This is a genomic window from Paraburkholderia diazotrophica (assembly GCF_900108945.1).
Lineage (GTDB): Bacteria > Pseudomonadota > Gammaproteobacteria > Burkholderiales > Burkholderiaceae > Paraburkholderia > Paraburkholderia diazotrophica.
On the sequence record NZ_FNYE01000023.1, the window covers coordinates 1 to 18,018 of the forward strand.

General features: G+C 59.5%; 15 protein-coding genes. 10 read left to right on the top strand and 5 right to left on the bottom strand.

Annotated features, from left to right (window positions below):
• The coding region (gspD, locus tag BMW76_RS25195; RefSeq protein WP_090870155.1) for a type II secretion system secretin GspD at positions 1-1,224 on the top strand (1,224 nt) is incomplete at its 5' end.
• A 546-nt stretch (positions 1,225-1,770) separates the two neighbouring features.
• Here gspD and BMW76_RS25205 read toward each other — a convergent pair.
• Positions 1,771-2,772 (bottom strand): pectate lyase family protein, encoded by a 1,002-nt coding sequence (locus BMW76_RS25205; protein WP_238558670.1) that lies wholly within the window; start codon positions 2,770-2,772, stop codon positions 1,771-1,773.
• Positions 2,773-3,294: 522 nt separating this feature from the next.
• Between BMW76_RS25205 and BMW76_RS25210 the strand changes: the two genes are divergently transcribed.
• The 4 genes from BMW76_RS25210 to BMW76_RS25225 all read left to right on the top strand — a co-directional run bounded on the left by BMW76_RS25210 (position 3,295) and on the right by BMW76_RS25225 (position 9,584).
• The gene (locus BMW76_RS25210; protein WP_090870157.1) at positions 3,295-4,329 is read left to right on the top strand and encodes an IS630 family transposase; all 1,035 of its coding nucleotides are present in this window, start codon (positions 3,295-3,297) and stop codon (positions 4,327-4,329) included.
• A gap of 311 nt (positions 4,330-4,640) precedes the next feature.
• Positions 4,641-5,651: a YecA/YgfB family protein gene (locus BMW76_RS25215; RefSeq protein WP_090870159.1), complete on the top strand. Its 1,011-nt coding sequence runs from the start codon at positions 4,641-4,643 to the stop codon at positions 5,649-5,651.
• Positions 5,652-5,885: 234 nt separating this feature from the next.
• Positions 5,886-8,564 (top strand): DEAD/DEAH box helicase, encoded by a 2,679-nt coding sequence (locus BMW76_RS25220; protein WP_090870161.1) that lies wholly within the window; start codon positions 5,886-5,888, stop codon positions 8,562-8,564.
• Between the two features lie 18 nt (positions 8,565-8,582).
• Entirely contained in the window at positions 8,583-9,584 is a 1,002-nt protein-coding gene (locus tag BMW76_RS25225; protein WP_015004173.1) for a zinc finger, SWIM-type, read from the top strand.
• A 412-nt stretch (positions 9,585-9,996) separates the two neighbouring features.
• Here BMW76_RS25225 and BMW76_RS25230 read toward each other — a convergent pair whose 3' ends face one another.
• From BMW76_RS25230 to BMW76_RS42835, 3 genes are all read right to left on the bottom strand, one after another.
• Positions 9,997-10,314 (bottom strand): CcdB family protein, encoded by a 318-nt coding sequence (locus tag BMW76_RS25230; protein ID WP_012406429.1) that lies wholly within the window; start codon positions 10,312-10,314, stop codon positions 9,997-9,999.
• Complete coding sequence (locus BMW76_RS25235) at positions 10,314-10,556, bottom strand: type II toxin-antitoxin system CcdA family antitoxin (protein ID WP_012406430.1); 243 nt, start codon at positions 10,554-10,556, stop codon at positions 10,314-10,316. Before BMW76_RS25235 ends, BMW76_RS25230 begins: the two co-directional genes overlap by 1 nt.
• A 78-nt stretch (positions 10,557-10,634) precedes the next feature.
• The gene (locus BMW76_RS42835) at positions 10,635-11,057 is read right to left on the bottom strand and encodes an RES domain-containing protein (protein ID WP_090870162.1); all 423 of its coding nucleotides are present in this window, start codon (positions 11,055-11,057) and stop codon (positions 10,635-10,637) included.
• 1,046 nt (positions 11,058-12,103) lie between these two features.
• On the opposite strand from BMW76_RS42835, the gene BMW76_RS25255 reads away from it, so the two are divergent.
• From BMW76_RS25255 to BMW76_RS25260, 3 genes are read left to right on the top strand one after another with little or no spacing between them, the layout of a single operon-like run.
• Positions 12,104-13,195 carry a DNA-binding protein gene (locus tag BMW76_RS25255; protein ID WP_090870164.1) on the top strand — a complete coding sequence of 364 codons (1,092 nt, stop codon included), beginning with the start codon at positions 12,104-12,106 and terminating at the stop codon, positions 13,193-13,195.
• Entirely contained in the window at positions 13,185-13,397 is a 213-nt protein-coding gene (locus tag BMW76_RS40475; protein ID WP_143062308.1) for a hypothetical protein, read from the top strand. Before BMW76_RS25255 ends, BMW76_RS40475 begins: the two co-directional genes overlap by 11 nt.
• A gap of 11 nt (positions 13,398-13,408) precedes the next feature.
• Complete coding sequence (locus BMW76_RS25260; protein ID WP_245763373.1) at positions 13,409-14,314, top strand: hypothetical protein; 906 nt, start codon at positions 13,409-13,411, stop codon at positions 14,312-14,314.
• A gap of 387 nt (positions 14,315-14,701) precedes the next feature.
• Here BMW76_RS25260 and BMW76_RS25265 read toward each other — a convergent pair whose 3' ends face one another.
• Positions 14,702-16,030, bottom strand: coding sequence for a hypothetical protein (locus BMW76_RS25265; protein WP_143062309.1), 1,329 nt, complete (start codon positions 16,028-16,030; stop codon positions 14,702-14,704).
• Positions 16,031-16,430: 400 nt separating this feature from the next.
• On the opposite strand from BMW76_RS25265, the gene BMW76_RS41270 reads away from it, so the two are divergent.
• Both BMW76_RS41270 and BMW76_RS25270 read left to right on the top strand, forming a co-directional pair.
• Positions 16,431-16,601 carry a hypothetical protein gene (locus tag BMW76_RS41270; RefSeq protein WP_177200489.1) on the top strand — a complete coding sequence of 57 codons (171 nt, stop codon included), beginning with the start codon at positions 16,431-16,433 and terminating at the stop codon, positions 16,599-16,601.
• A gap of 492 nt (positions 16,602-17,093) precedes the next feature.
• On the top strand, positions 17,094-17,774 hold the full coding sequence (locus BMW76_RS25270; RefSeq protein ID WP_090870170.1) for a DUF2278 family protein: 681 nt from the start codon (positions 17,094-17,096) through the stop codon (positions 17,772-17,774).
• Positions 17,775-18,018 lie beyond the last annotated feature (244 nt).

Sequence of the window (18,018 nt, forward strand, 5' to 3'; positions counted from 1 at the left end):
TCGACGGGCACGTCGGGCCAGCCTCCGCTGCCGGGCGGCTCGCTCGGCGGTTCGTCGTCCTCGTCGATGGGCAGCAATCCGCTCGGCGGCGGCAGCAACGAAGAGAACCAGCCCGGCGGCATGATCCAGGCCGATGCGGCGACGAACTCGCTGATCGTCACCGCGTCCGACCCCGTCTACCGCAATCTTCGCAGCGTGATCGACCAGCTCGACTCGCGTCGCGCGCAGGTGTATATCGAGGCGCTGATCGTCGAACTGTCGGCGACGTCGAGCGCGAATCTCGGCATCCAGTGGCAGGGCGCGCTGCTGTCGAACGGCGGCAACAACGGTCTTTACGGCAGTTCGAACTTCAATTCGAACGGCAGCCAGGGCATCGTGAACCTGACCGCGCAGGGCGCGATCATCGCGAACAACCCGGCCGCGGCCCTCGCGGCGACGGGCACGAACTTGCTGAACAACGGCCTGAACGTCGGCCTGCTGCACCGCTTCGGCAATGTGTTCGGTCTGGGCGGCCTGTTGCAGGCGCTGTCGCAGTCGAGCGATGCGAACATCCTGTCGACGCCTAACCTGATCACGCTGGACAACGAGGAAGCGAAGATCGTCGTCGGCTCGAACGTACCCGTCGTGACGGGTTCGTACGCGACGCCGACTGCGAACGCCGCGACCTCCGTGACCGCGTTCAACACGTTTGACCGACAGGACGTCGGTATCGTGCTGCACGTGAAGCCGCAGATCACCGACGGCGGCATCATCAAGCTGCAAATCTATTCCGAAGACTCGTCCGTCGATCCGACGTCGACAAACAATCCGGGCGGCGTGACGATCTCCACGCGCTCGGTGCAGTCGACGGTGCTGTCCGACGATGGCGAGATCATCGTGCTCGGCGGCCTGATGCAGGACAAGTACTCGAACGGCAACAGCAAGGTGCCGCTGCTTGGCGACGTCCCGTGGATCGGCCAACTGTTCCGTTCGGAGGAGAAGAGCCGCACGAAGACGAATTTGATGGTGTTCCTGCGTCCCGTCATCATCAACGATTGGGATACGGCGCAGGCTGTCACGTCGAACCGCTACGACTATATCCAAGGTGTGCAGGGCGCGTACCATCAGGACAACAACCTGATGAAGGACAACGACGATCCGATGGTGCCGCCGAAGCCGGTCGGCCCGAGTCAGGGCGGTTCGACCCTGAATCTGTTCGATCTCGACCAGATGCGCCGCAACTAGGCCGACGGCTTTGTCATGTTGATAGAATGCGAGCTGATCGACGATTCAGACGGGATTCGGCCGGACCTGAACGATGTTCGCGTTAGAGCTGGCGGGGCATCGTGCCCGACGCGCCCCTGATCTCGAAGGCCATTGGCGGCGGCTTTCCGCTGCCCGAAGTGCTGTATCAGGAAAGCGACATCAGGTAGCCGACGATCTCCAACGGGGACTGCGGCGACATACGACCATCTGGAAGCTTCTCGACAACTACTACGTCATCGCGACGAGGTTCGACGCGCCCGACATTGAAGCCTTGCGGTCAAAGTCAGAGGGCCGGCGGAGCAATTACGGACCCACCAGCGGGGCTTCGACCGGCCTAAATACGGAGAAACGCGCTCCCGTCAGCACATATCGACCGTTGCGTGTTGCACGACGGGGAATCCCGATCTGCGAACGAATATTGCGGCGCCCCGCGATACGTCGCTGGCGACCATCGGCCTTTACTGACGTCGATGCCCGTGGGACAAATCCAACAGCCACGCGCAGTCGTCCTGTTCATGCCTGCCACTAGCGAGGACCGAAAGTCTGCACAGCTTTGAGAATAGATGAGGCTGTCCCGGCCCGATACGCGTAACCGACTGGCGCGAGCGAAAAAGCCTCGCCCTTTACCGATCTGCCGGTGGTCTGGTCGTACCGGTTTGCGTTCTCATGGAAGGCGTAGACGTCGTCCGGCGAATCCAGGCCAATCTGAATGCTCTGGTTTGTCCTGAAAAAATAGTTGTTTTCCGAATAGACAACGCCGCCGCTGCCAATCTGCAGGGCGTTGTACTGGGTCTCGTCTGAGCCAGCAGCCGTGAGGCCAGTGGGTGTCGCCCCGTTATCGAAATAGTTGTCGTAGGCGTGAATCCAGCCCCGCAGCAGCGGACGTCCCTTTAGGTTCGGGCCGAACTGGTTGTGGTGCAACGTGACATGCAGCCTGCTCCCTCCATATGCATAGGAATCCTGCCGGTTTGCGCCTACCAGCATCGCCAGACGTTCATTGGCCAGGTCTTGGTTCTTGCCCGCCCAGTTCCACATAGGATCGGGGTGCATCGTCAGCCATTCGCTGGTGAAATAGAACCGGCTATAGGAAACCGTCACCTTATCTGATGACAGTGTCACGCTCATTAGGTCGTCGCTCGTATCGTAGAAGGCACAATGATCGACCCACGCATTGGTGACCCGTCGAAGCGACACGCCTTCATAATTGATACCGGCGTTGCTGGATGTGCCGTAGACTTGGGCGGGCAGGGCCTGAAGATCCCGGATAACGCCATGAAAAGTGATGTTCCTGATCACGACATTCTGGATGTTCTTGCCTGCCGGCAGCATTTCGCCGTCAAATTTGAGCTGGATATTTTTCAGCACGGCACTGCCTCCACTGGCGCCTTCGATCGTGGTGTTGTTCCAGTCCGTGCTCGCGAAGGTGACGGTCGTCAGTCGCGGACCGCCGTAAATTTCGCCCTTGACAAGGATGTGGTGCTGTCGCGTATTAAATGCGGCCAGCAGATCAGCGAGGCTGGCAACCATGACGGCGGAATCGTCTGACCCAGTCGCCGTTGCGAACCCGCCGGTGTTCGTCGGCGGGTGCGCGGTGATTGCTGCCTGACTGGCCCGCGAGCCTGTCGCTGCTGAGGAATCTGGCACAGAAGACGCACCATGCGCGCTACCACGAGCGCACAGTAGATTTGCGATTAATATTGTCATGAGTAGCCGCCAGTTCATTCATTTCTTCCAGTCGGTGCACGCCCGCATCAGGCCGCGCAATCTGATGCGCGCATCGGCGACGTGAATGTTAACGCAGCTCTGCGCGCGCTCAGGATTGTGACGGCGGGCAGTCATGCCCGTGAGCGCGGATTGGCAAACGCTCATAGGTATTAAGGATCCTTGTGTAATATTTTTGGCTTGCCATGGTCTGCGTATTCGGCGTGCATGGCGGACACTGACGGAGCATCCGGGAAAGAGGATCGAAGCCGGTGACCAGCATCGGCATATTATTGATCCGGCAATAAAATATTGAAACTTTGAGCGCAACACCTGGTCGGAAGTGGTATGCAAAAAATCGACTCCCGAACCTTGCCGATGGCGGCACTGAATGAACGCCGTCGCCGCGCGGTGAAGATGCGCATCGAAGGCGTAGCGTTGAAAGAGGTGGCGCTGCGTTGCGAGATGTCGCCCACGACGGTGATTGCGGCCTGCAAGGCGTACGAGGCGGGCGGCTGGCGTGCCGTGGATGTCGGGCCTCGCGGTCGTCCGTCGGGTACCGGACGCAGCCTGAGCGCAGATCAGGAGCGGGTGGTGCAGAAAATCATCCAAGACCGCACACCTGACCAGTTGAAAATGCCTTATGCCCTGTGGACCCGTCAGAGCGTGGCCGAAGTGATCGAACAGCGGTTCGGCATCCGTGTGCCGGTTCGTACGATGGGGCTGTATCTGTCGCGCTGGGGCTTCACCCCGCAAAAGCCATTGAAGAAGGCTTATGAGCAATCGCCGGCGGCGATCAGGAAGTGGCTCGATGAAGACTATCCTGCCATTGCGCAGCGGGCCCAGGCTGAAGGAGCCGAAGTCCACTGGGGCGATGAAACCGGACTGCGCTCCGACGATGTTCGGGGCCGCGGTTACGCGCCCACGGGAAAGACACCGGTGCTCAAGGTCAACGCGAAGCGTGCCGGCCTGTCGGTCATCTCCACCGTGACGAATAAAGGACAGATGCGCTGGAAGATCTTCGACGGTGCGCTGAACACCGGCATCCTGATCGACTTCATGCGACGGCTGATCACCGGGGCGAAGAAAAAGATCTTCCTGATCCTGGACAATCTGCGTGTCCATCACGGCAAGGCCGTGAAGGCCTGGCTGGGCAGGCACCGCGACCGGATCGAGGTGTTCTATCTGCCCAGCTACAGCCCTGAGCTCAATCCCAACGAGATGGCCAACGCCGACCTCAAGCAAAGCGTCACACGGCGGGCGCCAACGCGTACCAGGCTGCAACTGGTCAAGGCCACCGCGCACCATTACAGGGTTGTGCAGAAGCAACCCGAACGCATCCGGCGATACTTCCAGCATGATCCTGTCCGTTATGCGGCTTGATTTCAACATTTTATTGCCGGATCAATATAGGTGCCGGAACAATGGGGAGGCGCTTTCGCGAAACTCGAGTTTCTCCAGCAAACGCGTCCCAAACGATAGCGATAGCAAGAGTTAGCGATATGCACGGGAAAAAATTCATCGTCTTCCGACCGGTATTCCAATTTGCGCATCGCCCCGTCGGGTAAAATGTTGGCGCACCCGGCGCCCGCCGAAATGGTTGCGTGCAAGCGCTGCATCGAGTTGCATGTCGGCGATAGTGACATACACAGGCGATCAGCATCGCGTCCACCGTGTACCACCGTGGGAATATCATGAATCTCGATCCCGAATTCGACGATCCGCTGACTGATGAAGAGTTTGGTGTGCTGGAACGCTTTCTTTCGAGCGATGCCGTTTGCGACGATGCGATGGATGCCGTCATGTTGCACGGCTTTCTGACCGCCGTCATCTCCGGACCGAACATGGTCATGCCGGGCGCGGTGCTTCCGTGGATCTGGGATGCGCGGCACGCAACACGTCAGCCCAGATTTTTATCAGCCGGTCGGGCACGCAAGATTACCGGACTGATCATTCAATACTGGAACGACATCAACAACGCCCTGAATCACTGTCCCGATCTGTTCGGACCTCCGCTGCACACGACCAAGTGGCAGGGTGAAGAGATTCTCGTGCTCGACGAGTGGTGCGAGGGCTATTGCAAAGGCATCGACATCGATCGGGAGGCCTGGGAGCTGCTGATCGAACGACACCCCGAGTGGTTCAATGTCATCCTGCTGTTTGGAACAGCCTCCGGATACCAGGCACTGGGGCAGCGGGATTACACCGTCGAGCAACGTCGGTCATTCGCAAACCTGCTCACGGCCGCAGCGCTCAATATCCATCGATACTGGGGTGAGGAGCGCAGAAAACTGATGGAACAGGGCGAGCGGCCGAACATGATCCCAGCGGTTTCAAAGCGGAAAGACAGGACGGGCAAGCATGCCGGACGCAGCGATCTGGATGCGCAAGACGGGACCGAGTCCGAAGACCTGTTCCTTGTCGATTCGCTCGGCCGGACGACGGAAGACGCGTTTCACCCGCTTGCATTGTCCCCGCTGTCTACGCGCGTCACTCGCGAAGGCACGTCTGTCGATGTGCACGTCTATCGGGCCGGAAACGACAGCCGCGATGGCTGGCTTCTGGAAGTCATCGACTCGCACGGAACATCAACAGTCTGGGACGACCCGTTTCCGACCGACGGAGCCGCGCTGGCAGAAGCGTTGAACACGATCAGCTCGCATGGCATTGCATCGGTAACGGCAGAGCACGTGACGAAGCACTGACCGCTCTTGAACCGTCTTGCGCCCTGAGTAGAGGTCCGGTCGCCGCAGCCCGCGGGTCAAACCTTGTGCGGCACGGACACAAGCGTCACCCGGCAATGCCGTACAACATGCCGGCGGAAGCCAGCACCATGATCAGGAATAGCAGTTCTTCCCCAGGCGCAAGATATTACGTGATCTGCACGCAAGGCTATTTGCCGCCTGCAATCGAAGCTGTTACTTCCCCATCGACCATCCATGCCTTTGACCGATAGCGATTGTCTCGCGCCCAAAATCACACCGGCAGGCCATCTCCTTGCAGCGCCGGACGTCGATGCGCCTCCCTTGCCAGATGACGTTGCGCTAGGCGCTTCCTTCAGGCGCGGCACGGGTCATGGGCTACTCTATCTGGGGAGCGCAACCATAGGGCGTGCACTGCCGCCTGCGTGGGCATGGTGGCGCGACTTTGGCGCCCGCTATGTCACGTCTTTATGCACCACGTCAGAAGGCGAGGAGGTCACGGTTTCTCAACCGGACACAGGGGACTTCGAAAGACTGATCGAAGATGCGCCGCCCATGACGGGTGCCGAATATCTCACGTCAGATGTCCTGGCGGCACTGTGGGGCGAAATCGACATCGCTTTACGTGATGAGCTGGCGAGCACGGGGGAGTCGCTTCAGGCATTTCTCAAGTCGCGTCATCCTGCCTGGAATCTTGTGGGCCGTGTTCACTTCAACCTTGCCGAAAACCGCAAGGATCCTGAAGCCCCTTTCGCCTTCCTGGCAACCTACGCAGCGCGCATATCGGCCCATGGCAAGACACAACATCAACCACTTTCGCGGGCGCTCGAGGAATTTTCCGGTGCGCGGAACAAGGCGAAGCTGCTCTCTCTCCTGATGCCGGTTCAGCGCGCCGCTGAACGCTGCGACTGGCTTCGTGCGATGCTCGATTCGCGCGAAATATACCACCCGTTGCGCTGGATGCCGGCTGACGCTTACCGTCTTCTCTGCGATTTGCCCGCTCTGGAGTCTGCCGGAATCATGGTCCGGCTACCAGCTACCTGGGCTACGGGCCGCCCCGCTCGACCTGCGGTCAAGGCCAGCGTTGGGGCATGGCCTCCGTCCCTTCTCGGCAAGGATGCGCTGCTCGACTTCAGAATGGAGGTGTCGCTCGATGGCGACGCGTTAAGTCCCTCCGAGATCCGGCGTCTGCTCAAGGGTGCCGACGGTCTCCAGTGGATTCGTGGACGCTGGATCGAAGTGGACACGAAAAAGCTCGGCCACGTACTCCAACGCTTTGAGAGTCTGGAGAAGGCGGCGCAATCGGGGCTGCCGTTGAACGATGCCTTGCGTCTCCTCGCGGGCGTATCAGACGACGAAGCCGTAGGCTCCGACGAGCGCGACTGGGCACAGGTCGTTGCAGGAGACTGGCTGGCAGAGACGCTTGGACATTTGCGCCAACCGGAAGGGTTGGTGCAGGTCGATCCGGGCCCCGACCTGAGAGCCCAGCTTCGGCCATACCAGCAGGCCGGCGTGCGATGGCTATACCTGCTCTGCCGGCTCGGGCTGGGCGCGTGTCTGGCCGACGACATGGGCCTCGGAAAGACGATGCAGGTACTCTCGCTGCTATTGATCCTGAAGCGCGAACAGGCCGACTCGAGCCCCAGCCTGCTGGTCGCACCCGCGTCCTTGCTGGCAAACTGGGCTGCGGAAGCTGAACGCTTCGCACCCGGCCTGCGTGTACTGGTGGCTCACCCGTCCGTGACGCCTGCAGAAGAACTACGCGCACTGAGCGACGCGCAACTCACGCAGACAGACCTCGTCATTACCAGTTTCGGTTCGCTGCTGCGTCAACCCGGTCTGGAAACGATCCAGTGGCGCATCGCGATTGTCGACGAGGCCCAGGCGATCAAGAATCCCGGCGCCAGGCAGACAAAACAGGTAAAGAAGTTTCGGGCCCAGTCACGTATCGCCCTGACGGGCACCCCGGTGGAAAACCGCCTGTCGGATCTGTGGTCCATTTTTGATTTCACGCATCCGGGCCTGCTGGGCTCGGCGAAGGAATTTGCCGAGCTCAGCCGGCGTTTGGCAAAAAGCGAGCATTTCGGTCCGCTTCGCACGCTTGTGCGGCCCTACATCTTGCGCCGTCTGAAAACCGACAGGCGTGTGATCGCCGATCTCCCCGAAAAGACCGAACTCAAGGCGTGGTGCCACCTGAGCCCCGTCCAGGCCGCGTTGTACGAACGCGCGGTCAAGGACCTGGCGGCCGCGCTCGAGGGTGCCGACGGTATTGAACGCAAAGGCATCGTTTTAAGCTACCTGATGCGTTTCAAGCAGATATGCAACCATCCGTCCCAGTGGCTCGGCGACGCGGCGTGGAGCCCCGAAGCCAGCGGCAAATTTGGCCGCCTGCGGGAGCTGGTCGACGTGATCGCGGCGAAGCAGGAAAAGGTACTGGTGTTCACCCAGTTCCGCGAAACCACCGAGCCGCTTGCCGCGTTCCTGGGATCCCTTTTCGGCCGGGAGGGCTTGATTCTCCATGGCGGTACGGCCGTAGGCAAACGGCGCGAACTGGTCAGGCAATTCCAGGAAGACGAATCAACACCGTTCTTCGTGCTGTCGCTCAAGGCGGGAGGATCGGGACTGAATCTCACGGCGGCGTCTCACGTGATTCACTTCGACCGCTGGTGGAATCCCGCCGTAGAGAATCAGGCGACCGACCGGGCGTTTCGCATTGGCCAGCGCAAGAATGTTTTGGTGCACAAGTTTGTTTGCCAGGGTACGGTCGAGGATCGGATTGACCAGTTGATTGAATCGAAGCAGCAGCTGGTGAACGATATGCTTGAAGGCGGTGCGGAACTGCAGCTGACCGAGATGGGTGACCAGGAGCTGCTTGATCTTGTCAGGCTCAATATTCATTCCGCGCAGGAAAACTGATGATGGAGAGGAACGCTGATGGCTAGCTACGGTGGATGGAAACCTTACGTCCCGGTGGCCGAGCGGCGAAAAAAAGCGGAGCAGCTGGTCGCCAGAGCGACCAGGGCTGGCAAGACCCTGTCACCCATTGCACCGTATCGCGGGGCCATTGCGAAGACTTTCTGGGGCAAAGCGTGGTGCGATAATCTGGAGCAGTACAGCGACTACGATAGCCGCCTGCCAAGGGGGCGCACCTACGTGCGCAACGGTTCGGTGATCGATCTGCGGATCACAAAGGGCAAGATCCATGCGCAGGTGATGGGTTCAAGCCTGTACGAGATCACCATTGATGTCGCCGCCTGTCCGGAAAGGCAGTGGCGCGCGTTGAGCGCCGATTGTTCGTCGTCGATTGACTCGATGGTCGAATTGCTGCTGGGTAAGCTATCGGCTGCGGTGATGGGCCGCATCTGCCAGCCCGGCACCGGGCTTTTCCCCGCGCCGAAAGATATCAAATTCGGTTGCAACTGCCTGGATTGGGCGGTGATGTGCAAGCACGTCGCAGCAGTACTCTACGGCATCGGCGCACGGCTCGACCAGCAGCCCGAATTGCTCTTTACGTTACGTGGCGTTGACCCCACCGATCTCGTCAATCACACAGGTGCGAATTTGTCCGGTGCGGGAAAAGCCATCCCGGCGTCCGGCAAGCTGCTCGATAATACGGCTCTGGGCGATGTGTTCGGTATCGACATTGACACGGGACCCTTTGCAGATGCCGACACGGTCCGAGGCAACCGCACGCGCAAACCATCCACTTCGCAAGCGAGAAAGTCTGCCTTGACCACGCCGAAGCCGTCCGTGACCGCGAAATCGGCACCGAAAGGCAAGGTCGCGACGCCGACCGCGAGGTCCAGCCCCGCCGCCATGAAAAAGCCCAAGGGCACCACCGATCCCGGCACGTCAAAGACGAACCGTCCGGTCGCGTCTCAAAAGCCCGTTGCGCGTCCGCGTACGACGTCGAAATCCGCGAAACGCCGCGGGTGATCTTTTGTCCCAGGTTCACCGCTTGAGCCGGCGACCTGTTTCGCGCTTACATCGTGTTGAGATCAAGATGTGGCGGATTTTTGAATCCTGCCAACTCTCTGATTGAGTGGGACCACGGTGTCGCGATTGCGCCGGCGACGGCCAGGCGCTACCTCAAGGCGCGGATCACGACTGCGCATAGACTCAATCTGGCAAATATCGATAGTTATCCTATCTTTTAGGCACTTTTATGCATCGACCGACAACCTTCAATTTCGACTATAGTGCTAGGCCGCAACTGCATGCAAGAGAGTTGCAGGTCGCGAACTCTTGCATTATGCGGCCGGGAGAGGATAACGCTTGATGCTGACGACGGATGTCGCGTCAACCGATTGGGTCCCGTTTGGTCATGCCAACAGCAGTGATTAATCGGTCAGTAGCCGCCCAGCAGACGGTCAAGCGATGCCGTGATCTTGTCCCGATGCTCCCGCAATGAGCCGATCGAGGGACCAAGCTCGTTTAACGGAACAGATGCAATAAACGCCGGGTGCATCAGGCATGTGACGCCAGCGATCTCGAAGGACGGCGTGAAATCTGCTGGCAGTTTGCCGGGAGGGAAAGAGTCCGCACGAATCAGCGGGACCACAACCCGAATTGTCAGGCCATCGAGAAAGTCGCTCTGCACGTCGACAAGGTATGGCGCATTCGCCTTGCTTTTGCCGGGGTTGGCATAAACTTCAAATCGCGCCATTAAAACATCCGGTATTCAGCGAGTGGAAGGCCATTCTGTTCGACCCAGTCGTTGGTGTTCTTAATGAACTCCGCGTTCTCCTGCGCCCAGCGCCGGCCTTCCTCGGCCTTGATTGCGTCGCGCAAAGCCTGCTCGCAGGCACGCGAGAAGTTGATGCCCAGTTCCTTCGCCCGCTCATAAACGTCGACAGGCAGCGTGACATTGGTCGCCTTACGTGGGACGGCGGCAGTCGCATGTGCCATGTGAGCCTCCATGTTGGTGAATATGCGCATATCCGTCCACATTCTACACATTTTCAATGCCTTCCGCTGCGAAGGCGCTTACGTCCAGGACGACTGGTTTTGCGGAAGCGAACGCTGTGGGTCATACACGTCAAGTCGATCTCTCGGCTCAAGCTCATCCACGTATAGGACGAGATTTACTCCATCCTGCGATAGGGCGTGACTGAATCCCTTTCGCCCCAGCCGCAATAATCTCGTCACCGATAACCCAACCGGGCGGTTCGATGCGCTGGTTGAACCAGCAGCCACGCCAGTCGCAATAGAAATCTTCCCACAGGGCAGACCATTTCCCGCTCTGATACCCGCTGTAAGGTCGACGATAGGGTCGACGGTCAACTGGCAACTGACAAGCGTGCCCGGCGGCATCAATGGAGAAATCTGCTGGTATTCCCGTGCGGCCGTGTCGACGTCCAGTGCGAGGTAAAGGGCGTTAAGTCCAACGCGGTTAGCGCGGCCGCCCACTTGGGAACATGCATCCGGTAGGCCGTGAGCTTAGACAGGGCTTTGTGACGATCATCCTGCCGCGCCCGCCTCGAGCGATGAGACATAGCGTAGCAGGTCGTCAGTCCGGCCATCCGATACCAGTTGCTCGGCTGTCTTGTAGTCGAACACGGGCAAGGGTTCGTTCCGGTACCAGAAGAGCGCCTGATTGACGTCACCCGAGATGTCCGTCGCGCCCGGATAACCCGGAGCGCTTCGCGCAGAAATCGCTGGACACTCTCCGAGGCGGGCTGGCGGCTCAGCGTATTGCGATGCACAATGTGCTTGCTGGGCGAGCGTCTGCAGGCAATATGCAGGGCGTCGCCAAAGCGCCGGGCAGACACGCTCGCGCCAGCGTTTGGGCGACTGACAGCCGAATCCTTAACAGTAAAGTCGCAATATAATGATAAGGAATACATATCATCTGTTGACCTGGAACGCCGATTTTGGTGACAACCATGATCATCATGGTGGCAGGCTCACGGTCCTGATGCACGAGGCGGCAAGGCGCGGCACCGTCCATGACAGGCATCGAGCCGTTCGTGTCTGCGCCAACGAAGGATACAGGCCTTCGCAGCAAGCGACCTGTTCGGCGACGCGCGACAGCTATCCAGGCACGTGAAGCATGTTGCGGCGCGATGCGCGAATTAAACCGGTTCTTTCGCCCATCGTGTTTGCAACTAACGGTCAGTGGCGTTCTTCATCGTTGCCGGCTTCGCCGGCAATCCGTCAGCAGGGAAGGGCGACCCGCCATAGTGCGAGGTGACCAGTATGCCCCGGTCTGCACGGCGCGCTAATCTGAAGGTTACCCGTGGCGCGCCGGGCGCATCGCACCCGTCACCAGTCGATGCGATGCTTCGCTCCCGTCTCACGATGCCGGCGGTTATCGAGGACGGCGACGGATGGATTTTGCCATTCCAGCCTGCTACACGACATTATGGGCGTAATGTCGGGTAGGCGAAAAATAGCGTCAATAAATTGACATTTTACGTTGTATTATTGACGACCAATTCTCAGTTTCCCGTCCGATGACCGACGTTCTTTCCGATGAGGCCCGCCTTGCGGCCGAGATCGACCGCCTGAAGGCCGCCTTTCCGAAGACGCGCGAGCTGTACCGCGAGGTCTGCGCGCTGCTGTTCTTCCGCTTCGGTCAGACCCCCACCGCCAACCGCCTGTACCAGCTGGTGAAACGCGGCAGCATGGGCACCCCCGCTGCGGTGCTCGGCGAATTCTGGACGGAGCTGCGCGAGAAGAGCCGCGTGCGCATCGAGCACCCGGACCTGCCCACCGATCTGCGTGACGCGGCAGGGGAGCTGGTCGCGACGCTGTGGACACGGGCCACGGCCTCGGCGCAGGCGGAACTCGACGCGCTGCGCGCGGACGTGGAGGGCGAGCGCACGGCGGCGGCGCAGCGCGTCGCCGCGGCACGCGCCGAACTGGAACGCACCGAAACAGCGCTCGAGCAGCGCACCGCGGCGCTGCTCGCCGCGCAGGTCGAGGTCCGCGAACTGGAGAAGGCGCAGGCCGAAGGGCAGGCGGCGCGGCAGGCGATGGAAGCCGACATCGTGCGCCTCAAAAACGAGGCGGCGGCACGCGACCGTGAACTGGAGAAGGTGCGCGACGGCTTCTCGCGCGAACTGGAGAAACTGCGCGAGAGCGCAGCGCAGTCCGACGAGCGCCTGCGCGCCACGGAAAAGCGCGCGCTGCTCGAGATCGACCGCGAGCGCGGCGCGGTCGCGAAACTGCAGAAGGAACTCGACGAGACCACGAAGCGCGCCGACCGGCGCGACGCGGACCATCATCGTACGGTCGACGCGCTGCAGGCACAGCTCGGTGACGCGCGCCATCAGGCGGGCGTGCTGCAGGGGCGCCTGGAGGCCGTGCGGGCGACGAACGTGACGCTGCAGCAGCAACTGGCCGCCCTGCGTGAGGCGGACGCCCGCGAGTCCGGGCCGGCCCGGCCGGGCCGTACCAAGGGCGCGTCTGCCGGGACCACCGCGGCACGTCCGGCGGCGACACGCCCCGCACGTCCCGCAGGTGCGGCGCGCGCCGCGTCCGCGCCCGCGCCCGCCAGCAAGACCGCGGTGCGCCGCAAGCGGGGCAAGACCGATGGAAAGTAGCACCCGGCCACGGAAGAGAAAGAAGGCGCCGGCCTGTCCGCCGATCGGCGCGCTGATGCGCTATGGCGAGCGGACCGTGCGCGTGATCGCCGAGGCAAGCGGCCAGCGCGTGATCATCGAGTCGGTGGATGAGGAGGGCCGCACCTTCCGCAGTGCGGTGAAATGGATTAGCCTGACCGCTCTTCATGACCAACTCTTCTGAGCGCGATGACGATGCAGCAGACGACGATGCAGCAGCTCGATATCTTCGCCGACAGCCACGACGTGATGTTGCGCAATGACGTGCTGGCGCCGCTGCAGCGGCGCGACGCGACGGCCGCGAGAACGGCGCTCGCGCTGCTCGCCGCCGAGTATCCGGATGACGGCGCACTGCCGGCGATGACCGTGCTGGTTCGCGAACTCGAAAGCACATCGACTGCGCCCTTTGCCGATCGCGCGGCACTGGCCAACGCCCGCCAGCACCTCGAGGACGTGGTCACGCCCGCTGCCCGGCGCGTGCTGCCCGCGCAGGCTGTTCAGCCGTGGCTCGTGCCATGCTGGCGGGCGCTCGCCGCGCGGGCTGCGAGCCTGGCGTTTCGCGCTACCGAAGCTGATAGTCACGCCGCGCCGCTGTGGCTGCTGGCGGGCGACGGGGCGGCCGCGATCGATGCGGTTGAGGGCATCGAATCGTGGTGGCGCGTCCCGGCACCGCTCGCATGGATGACCGAGGCGCGCTACCGGACGGGCGGGCTGGATGCCGCGTGGCCGCTGCTCGCGGAACTGGCGTGGCTGGCGCCGGTACGCTTCGCGGCATTGCTGCCTCGACTGGGCGACGCCTTGCTTGATGTATTGCGCCGGCGCTTCGATGCCGAGTTTTCCGGCGCGGGCGAAGTCGACGATTATGCGTGGTTCCCCGCGTGGCTGCTGGTGGTCAAGCCGGCGCTCGCAGGGCGCCTCAGCGAGGCGCGCGTGCAGCGCGACCAGGCGGCCTCGCGCGCGATGGCCCTGCTGGGGGAAATCCTGCGCCGGGAGCATCAAGGCGACCAGCACGAACTGATCGGCCTGCGCCAGGAGTTCAGCCGGCTGCATGCGCCTCTGTTCGAGGTGTACATGGCGACGCGGCAAGTGCAGCACCGGTGAGCACGACGATCGGGGACCTGGGACCAGCGCTGACGCCGTTGTCGCACCGATGAGCCGGGCACAGGCACGGAGGCGAAATGACATTGAAGGCCCAGTGGTACCGCGACAGGCTTGCGAAAAAAGCGCGCAGGGGTTTTTGTGGCTACCCGGTCGCAACCGTTGCCTTCTATGGGCCTGACGACAGGCGGGCGACAAAGGTGTCATAACGGGGTGCGCGGATCTCATCGAGGCTGCGGGCGTGCTTCGGCAACTGTCCAGCTGGCAAGCCGGATACATACATGCAGACCGATTCGACATTTCGAACAAGAAGATGCTTGCACAACGCGTAAGGACGATTACCCCTACTGGGATGCGCCCCATCCCCAGGCTTTTCGTTTATTTATTTATTCAGGGTTTCTTGGGCGGGAACATGGAACCAACTACACGATCAATGAACCCGAAAAATTCGTCTGATGCATAACCGCCTATAAATGCTATTGCAAGCGGGGATAATTCCTTTCCGCCTTCCAAAGATTTCTCGAATAGTCCAATCGTGATTCCAACGATCGAAGCACTAATGAAATGAGCGGCTTGAGCAGTTTTTGCACTCTTTGCGTGATAGGTATCTTCCACCACACTAACTCTTAGGTCCCGGAAAATGCATGCACACGCGCCAAGGAGCGCATAGAGGATCGGGAGTAGGAACCCGGAGATGGCGCCTGCATAGGTTTCTACCTCGCTGCTCAACGGCAGCGAGATACCGCGGATATCCTGGTACACCGCAATCTTGCGGAAGCCTTCCTGTACGTCCATTTCCGGCGGCCACGAATCCAGTTGGTCATCAGGATCTACAGACCCTACACGTAGCAGCGGGAGCTTGACCTCCAGTGCCTTACGGACGTCATCCGGGTCACACATCCACGGTCTCGTGTGGGTCAATGGCCTGACAATAAAGAGGTACTGAGTCGCGCTGTGCGTACCTCTCATATACGAAGGGTACTTTTCGAAAGGGACCGGATCAATTACGAACGTATAGATCTCCGGATTGTATTCCTTGCAACCGGGCGCGTATCGATTCCGTTCTTTCACGTCCGGACCCAGGCTAAATGAAAGCGTGAGGAGCATTCTCGGCAAGTAACTTACATATGTCCATATTTTATTCAGGTACATCATGTCTGAATACAGTTGCCGGTTGTTTCTTGCGAATTTCTGAAGATGTTCCTTGAGCTCGATCGATGCAGGGGAGTTGACCAACAGGTTGTGGCCGCCCGGAGCAGCTAACTTCGAATCGTCAATCGTAAGTATATAGCCCTGCAACTCGTTGTGTATCACGAGCGCCGTCGCATCGTTTTCCTTGACGAGATTGGCGATTTCATCGGAAAGTCGATTCATCGTTAGTAGTGCAACTGATAGCAAGACGACTACGACCGCCAAGCTTATCGTACGTTGCTGGTACAACGTGACCTCCCTCGTCGCCGCTCTCTTATTCTCCTCTTTGATCGACTCCGCTGTGACAGGCGCCACTGCCTGTGCTATCCGACTCATTGCGGCATAGCATTCGCCGAGGTCCTCCGAATTCAAATGGTGACCACCATGGTGTGCTTCGGAAGCCCTTAGAACAACCGCGACATCGGCATCGCAAATCTTTTTTCCGTGATTTGCGGCATATGAGATCAAACTCAGACAGGAATTCAGATCATGCGTGAGTTTTTCATCCGACTCGTCGGGACCCTTCATGATATTCCGCCTGTCTATCGAATGAAGCCGACGCGAGGTTGCAAGCCGGAACGAAACCAGCGTAACCGTTGTTAGAACCGTCAGATCGACGAGGCTCCAGAGAGATTTGCCGAGCTAACCGATCCCCAGTTATAGCACGACGCATGTACTTACGTCTTTGGTATGTGACAAGAATCGTAGATAGAGGGTTAAGAGACGAAAGTTCTGACTATTTAATTGTGTGTGTTATCCCACACTGCAAAGTTAAACAAAACGTTTTATTAAGCAGCATTTTGCAATTAAGCCCCAGCGGGCACCCAAACTCCTCCGCCATGGAACTGCCTGCTGACTGTTGAGCGGCGGCTAACGATGTTGCAGGACGTCTATTTTCTTCTCCTTCGAACAAGGAGGAGATCGGGAAGTGAACTTCTTAAATCCGCATCTGCAAAGCACGATACCCAAGCGTCTAAACTCGCCGATCGAAACGCTGGCTTATGACGAAATGTCTTTTTCTTGTCCAGTGCAGCTCTCGCTCATGAATGCAGTCAATGCAGCTGCGCAAGTTGTGTTCGGAATCAATGCCGGAAAGTAGCAACGACAAGGAGACGGCCATAAGCGATTCTCCCGGAAGAAAAGAATCAAAGTGCTGCTTGAACTGAAAGGTGTCAGCCCGAACACTTGAAAGTGTTTAGCGCTACGGGAGCACTTGTTTAGTGGACGTATCTTGGGTTGATCGGTTGCAGCGGGGTAATAGAAAGCCGCCATATGGGTAGGGCGCGGCATGAGCGCGTCATCCTATGGCTGTAGGTTCTTTGCAAAGCTCATCAAAATTCCGTGCGCGTAATGCGGCATGGTGCGAAAAACTTCACGGTGTCGGCATTTTTGACCTAGAGTATTCACAGTGAATCCGCCCAAGACCAAGTATATTTCGCGGACCATAGCCTTACATTCCTTGCTTCCTGAGTTTCCCCTTCCTTTGTAATCGGAGGGCAGGACGCTATTTGCTTTCCAGAAATCTGGATTGGATGAAAGCGTCTCGCACAGGGAGACGATCCGCGCGCGCCCCATACTTGGGAGAACCGAAATGTCCAACCGCTTTCGCAAGGCCACCTCGAAGTATGTATATGGCGTACTGGTGGGACGCATTACCGATGGTCAAGAAAACCCTCATGGGAATTCGCCACACTACGAAATCCTGGTCGACGCGGCTGGCACGCCGTACCGCATCGCTGTGAACATCCAGTCGGTCGAAGGAAGCGAGGTACTCGCCTTTTTCGACCAGAACTACTCAAACAACACGAAGCTTGATCTGGGCAGCGTTACGGTCGGCTCACACGGATTTAACGCGCTCAAAGATGGACCCGGTGGAAATGGACTTGATTACCTTCGGGATGAACTGTTTCCCCTCGACAAAATGGCACCCATCCCGCCAGACGGCAGCGGAATCACACTCTCCGCCTTACTTGATGCGCAGATTGAACGCGCGAAGCAGGATTCCTCCTCAGTGATAGTCGCAGTCGGCGACATGTTCGACGACTCACAAACAACGGAAGAAGTGGGATTCGCCCTGGGGCGAGGGGTCCACGACATTCATATGATGCAGGGCAATCGCGGCCACTTCGCAGAGGACAATCGCATCAACGGCGACGGTGCTTTGTTTGTTCGCTTTTCAGGCGGAGAAACCATCGCGCTCTTCGTCAGGTTCTTGTCGCAGGAGACGAACACCGACGACCATGGAAATCCAAAGGACGTTTCCGATCAGTGAGCAACGTCCAGCCGATTCTGAAACCCGAGCCGGAGGGTACCCGACCTAAGAACCTCACACGCTTGCGCACAGGGATCATCCAATTCCGAGGGGGCATGGCTGCAGCACCCAGAAGCGGCTTTGGCTGCGCACGCCGGCACCGGAAGGAGGTCTTAGGCGCTACTGAAACACCACACGACGCCTAGCGCTAAGGAGAACAACGATGTCTGAACAAACCGTCCTGATTATCCGCCACGCTGAAAAA

What these genes read in the sequence shown, in the direction of transcription:
- BMW76_RS25205 (WP_238558670.1), bottom strand. Translation starts at nt 2,772, where the DNA reads ATGGTTGCCAGCCTCGCTGATCTGCTGGCCGCATTTAATACGCGACAG.
- BMW76_RS25210 (WP_090870157.1), top strand. Translation starts at nt 3,295, where the DNA reads ATGCAAAAAATCGACTCCCGAACCTTGCCGATGGCGGCACTGAATGAA.
- BMW76_RS25215 (WP_090870159.1), top strand. Translation starts at nt 4,641, where the DNA reads ATGAATCTCGATCCCGAATTCGACGATCCGCTGACTGATGAAGAGTTT.
- BMW76_RS25220 (WP_090870161.1), top strand. Translation starts at nt 5,886, where the DNA reads ATGCCTTTGACCGATAGCGATTGTCTCGCGCCCAAAATCACACCGGCA.
- BMW76_RS25225 (WP_015004173.1), top strand. Translation starts at nt 8,583, where the DNA reads ATGGCTAGCTACGGTGGATGGAAACCTTACGTCCCGGTGGCCGAGCGG.
- BMW76_RS25230 (WP_012406429.1), bottom strand. Translation starts at nt 10,314, where the DNA reads ATGGCGCGATTTGAAGTTTATGCCAACCCCGGCAAAAGCAAGGCGAAT.
- BMW76_RS25235 (WP_012406430.1), bottom strand. Translation starts at nt 10,556, where the DNA reads ATGGCACATGCGACTGCCGCCGTCCCACGTAAGGCGACCAATGTCACG.
- BMW76_RS25255 (WP_090870164.1), top strand. Translation starts at nt 12,104, where the DNA reads ATGACCGACGTTCTTTCCGATGAGGCCCGCCTTGCGGCCGAGATCGAC.
- BMW76_RS40475 (WP_143062308.1), top strand. Translation starts at nt 13,185, where the DNA reads ATGGAAAGTAGCACCCGGCCACGGAAGAGAAAGAAGGCGCCGGCCTGT.
- BMW76_RS25260 (WP_245763373.1), top strand. Translation starts at nt 13,409, where the DNA reads ATGCAGCAGACGACGATGCAGCAGCTCGATATCTTCGCCGACAGCCAC.
- BMW76_RS25265 (WP_143062309.1), bottom strand. Translation starts at nt 16,030, where the DNA reads ATGAAGGGTCCCGACGAGTCGGATGAAAAACTCACGCATGATCTGAAT.
- BMW76_RS25270 (WP_090870170.1), top strand. Translation starts at nt 17,094, where the DNA reads ATGTCCAACCGCTTTCGCAAGGCCACCTCGAAGTATGTATATGGCGTA.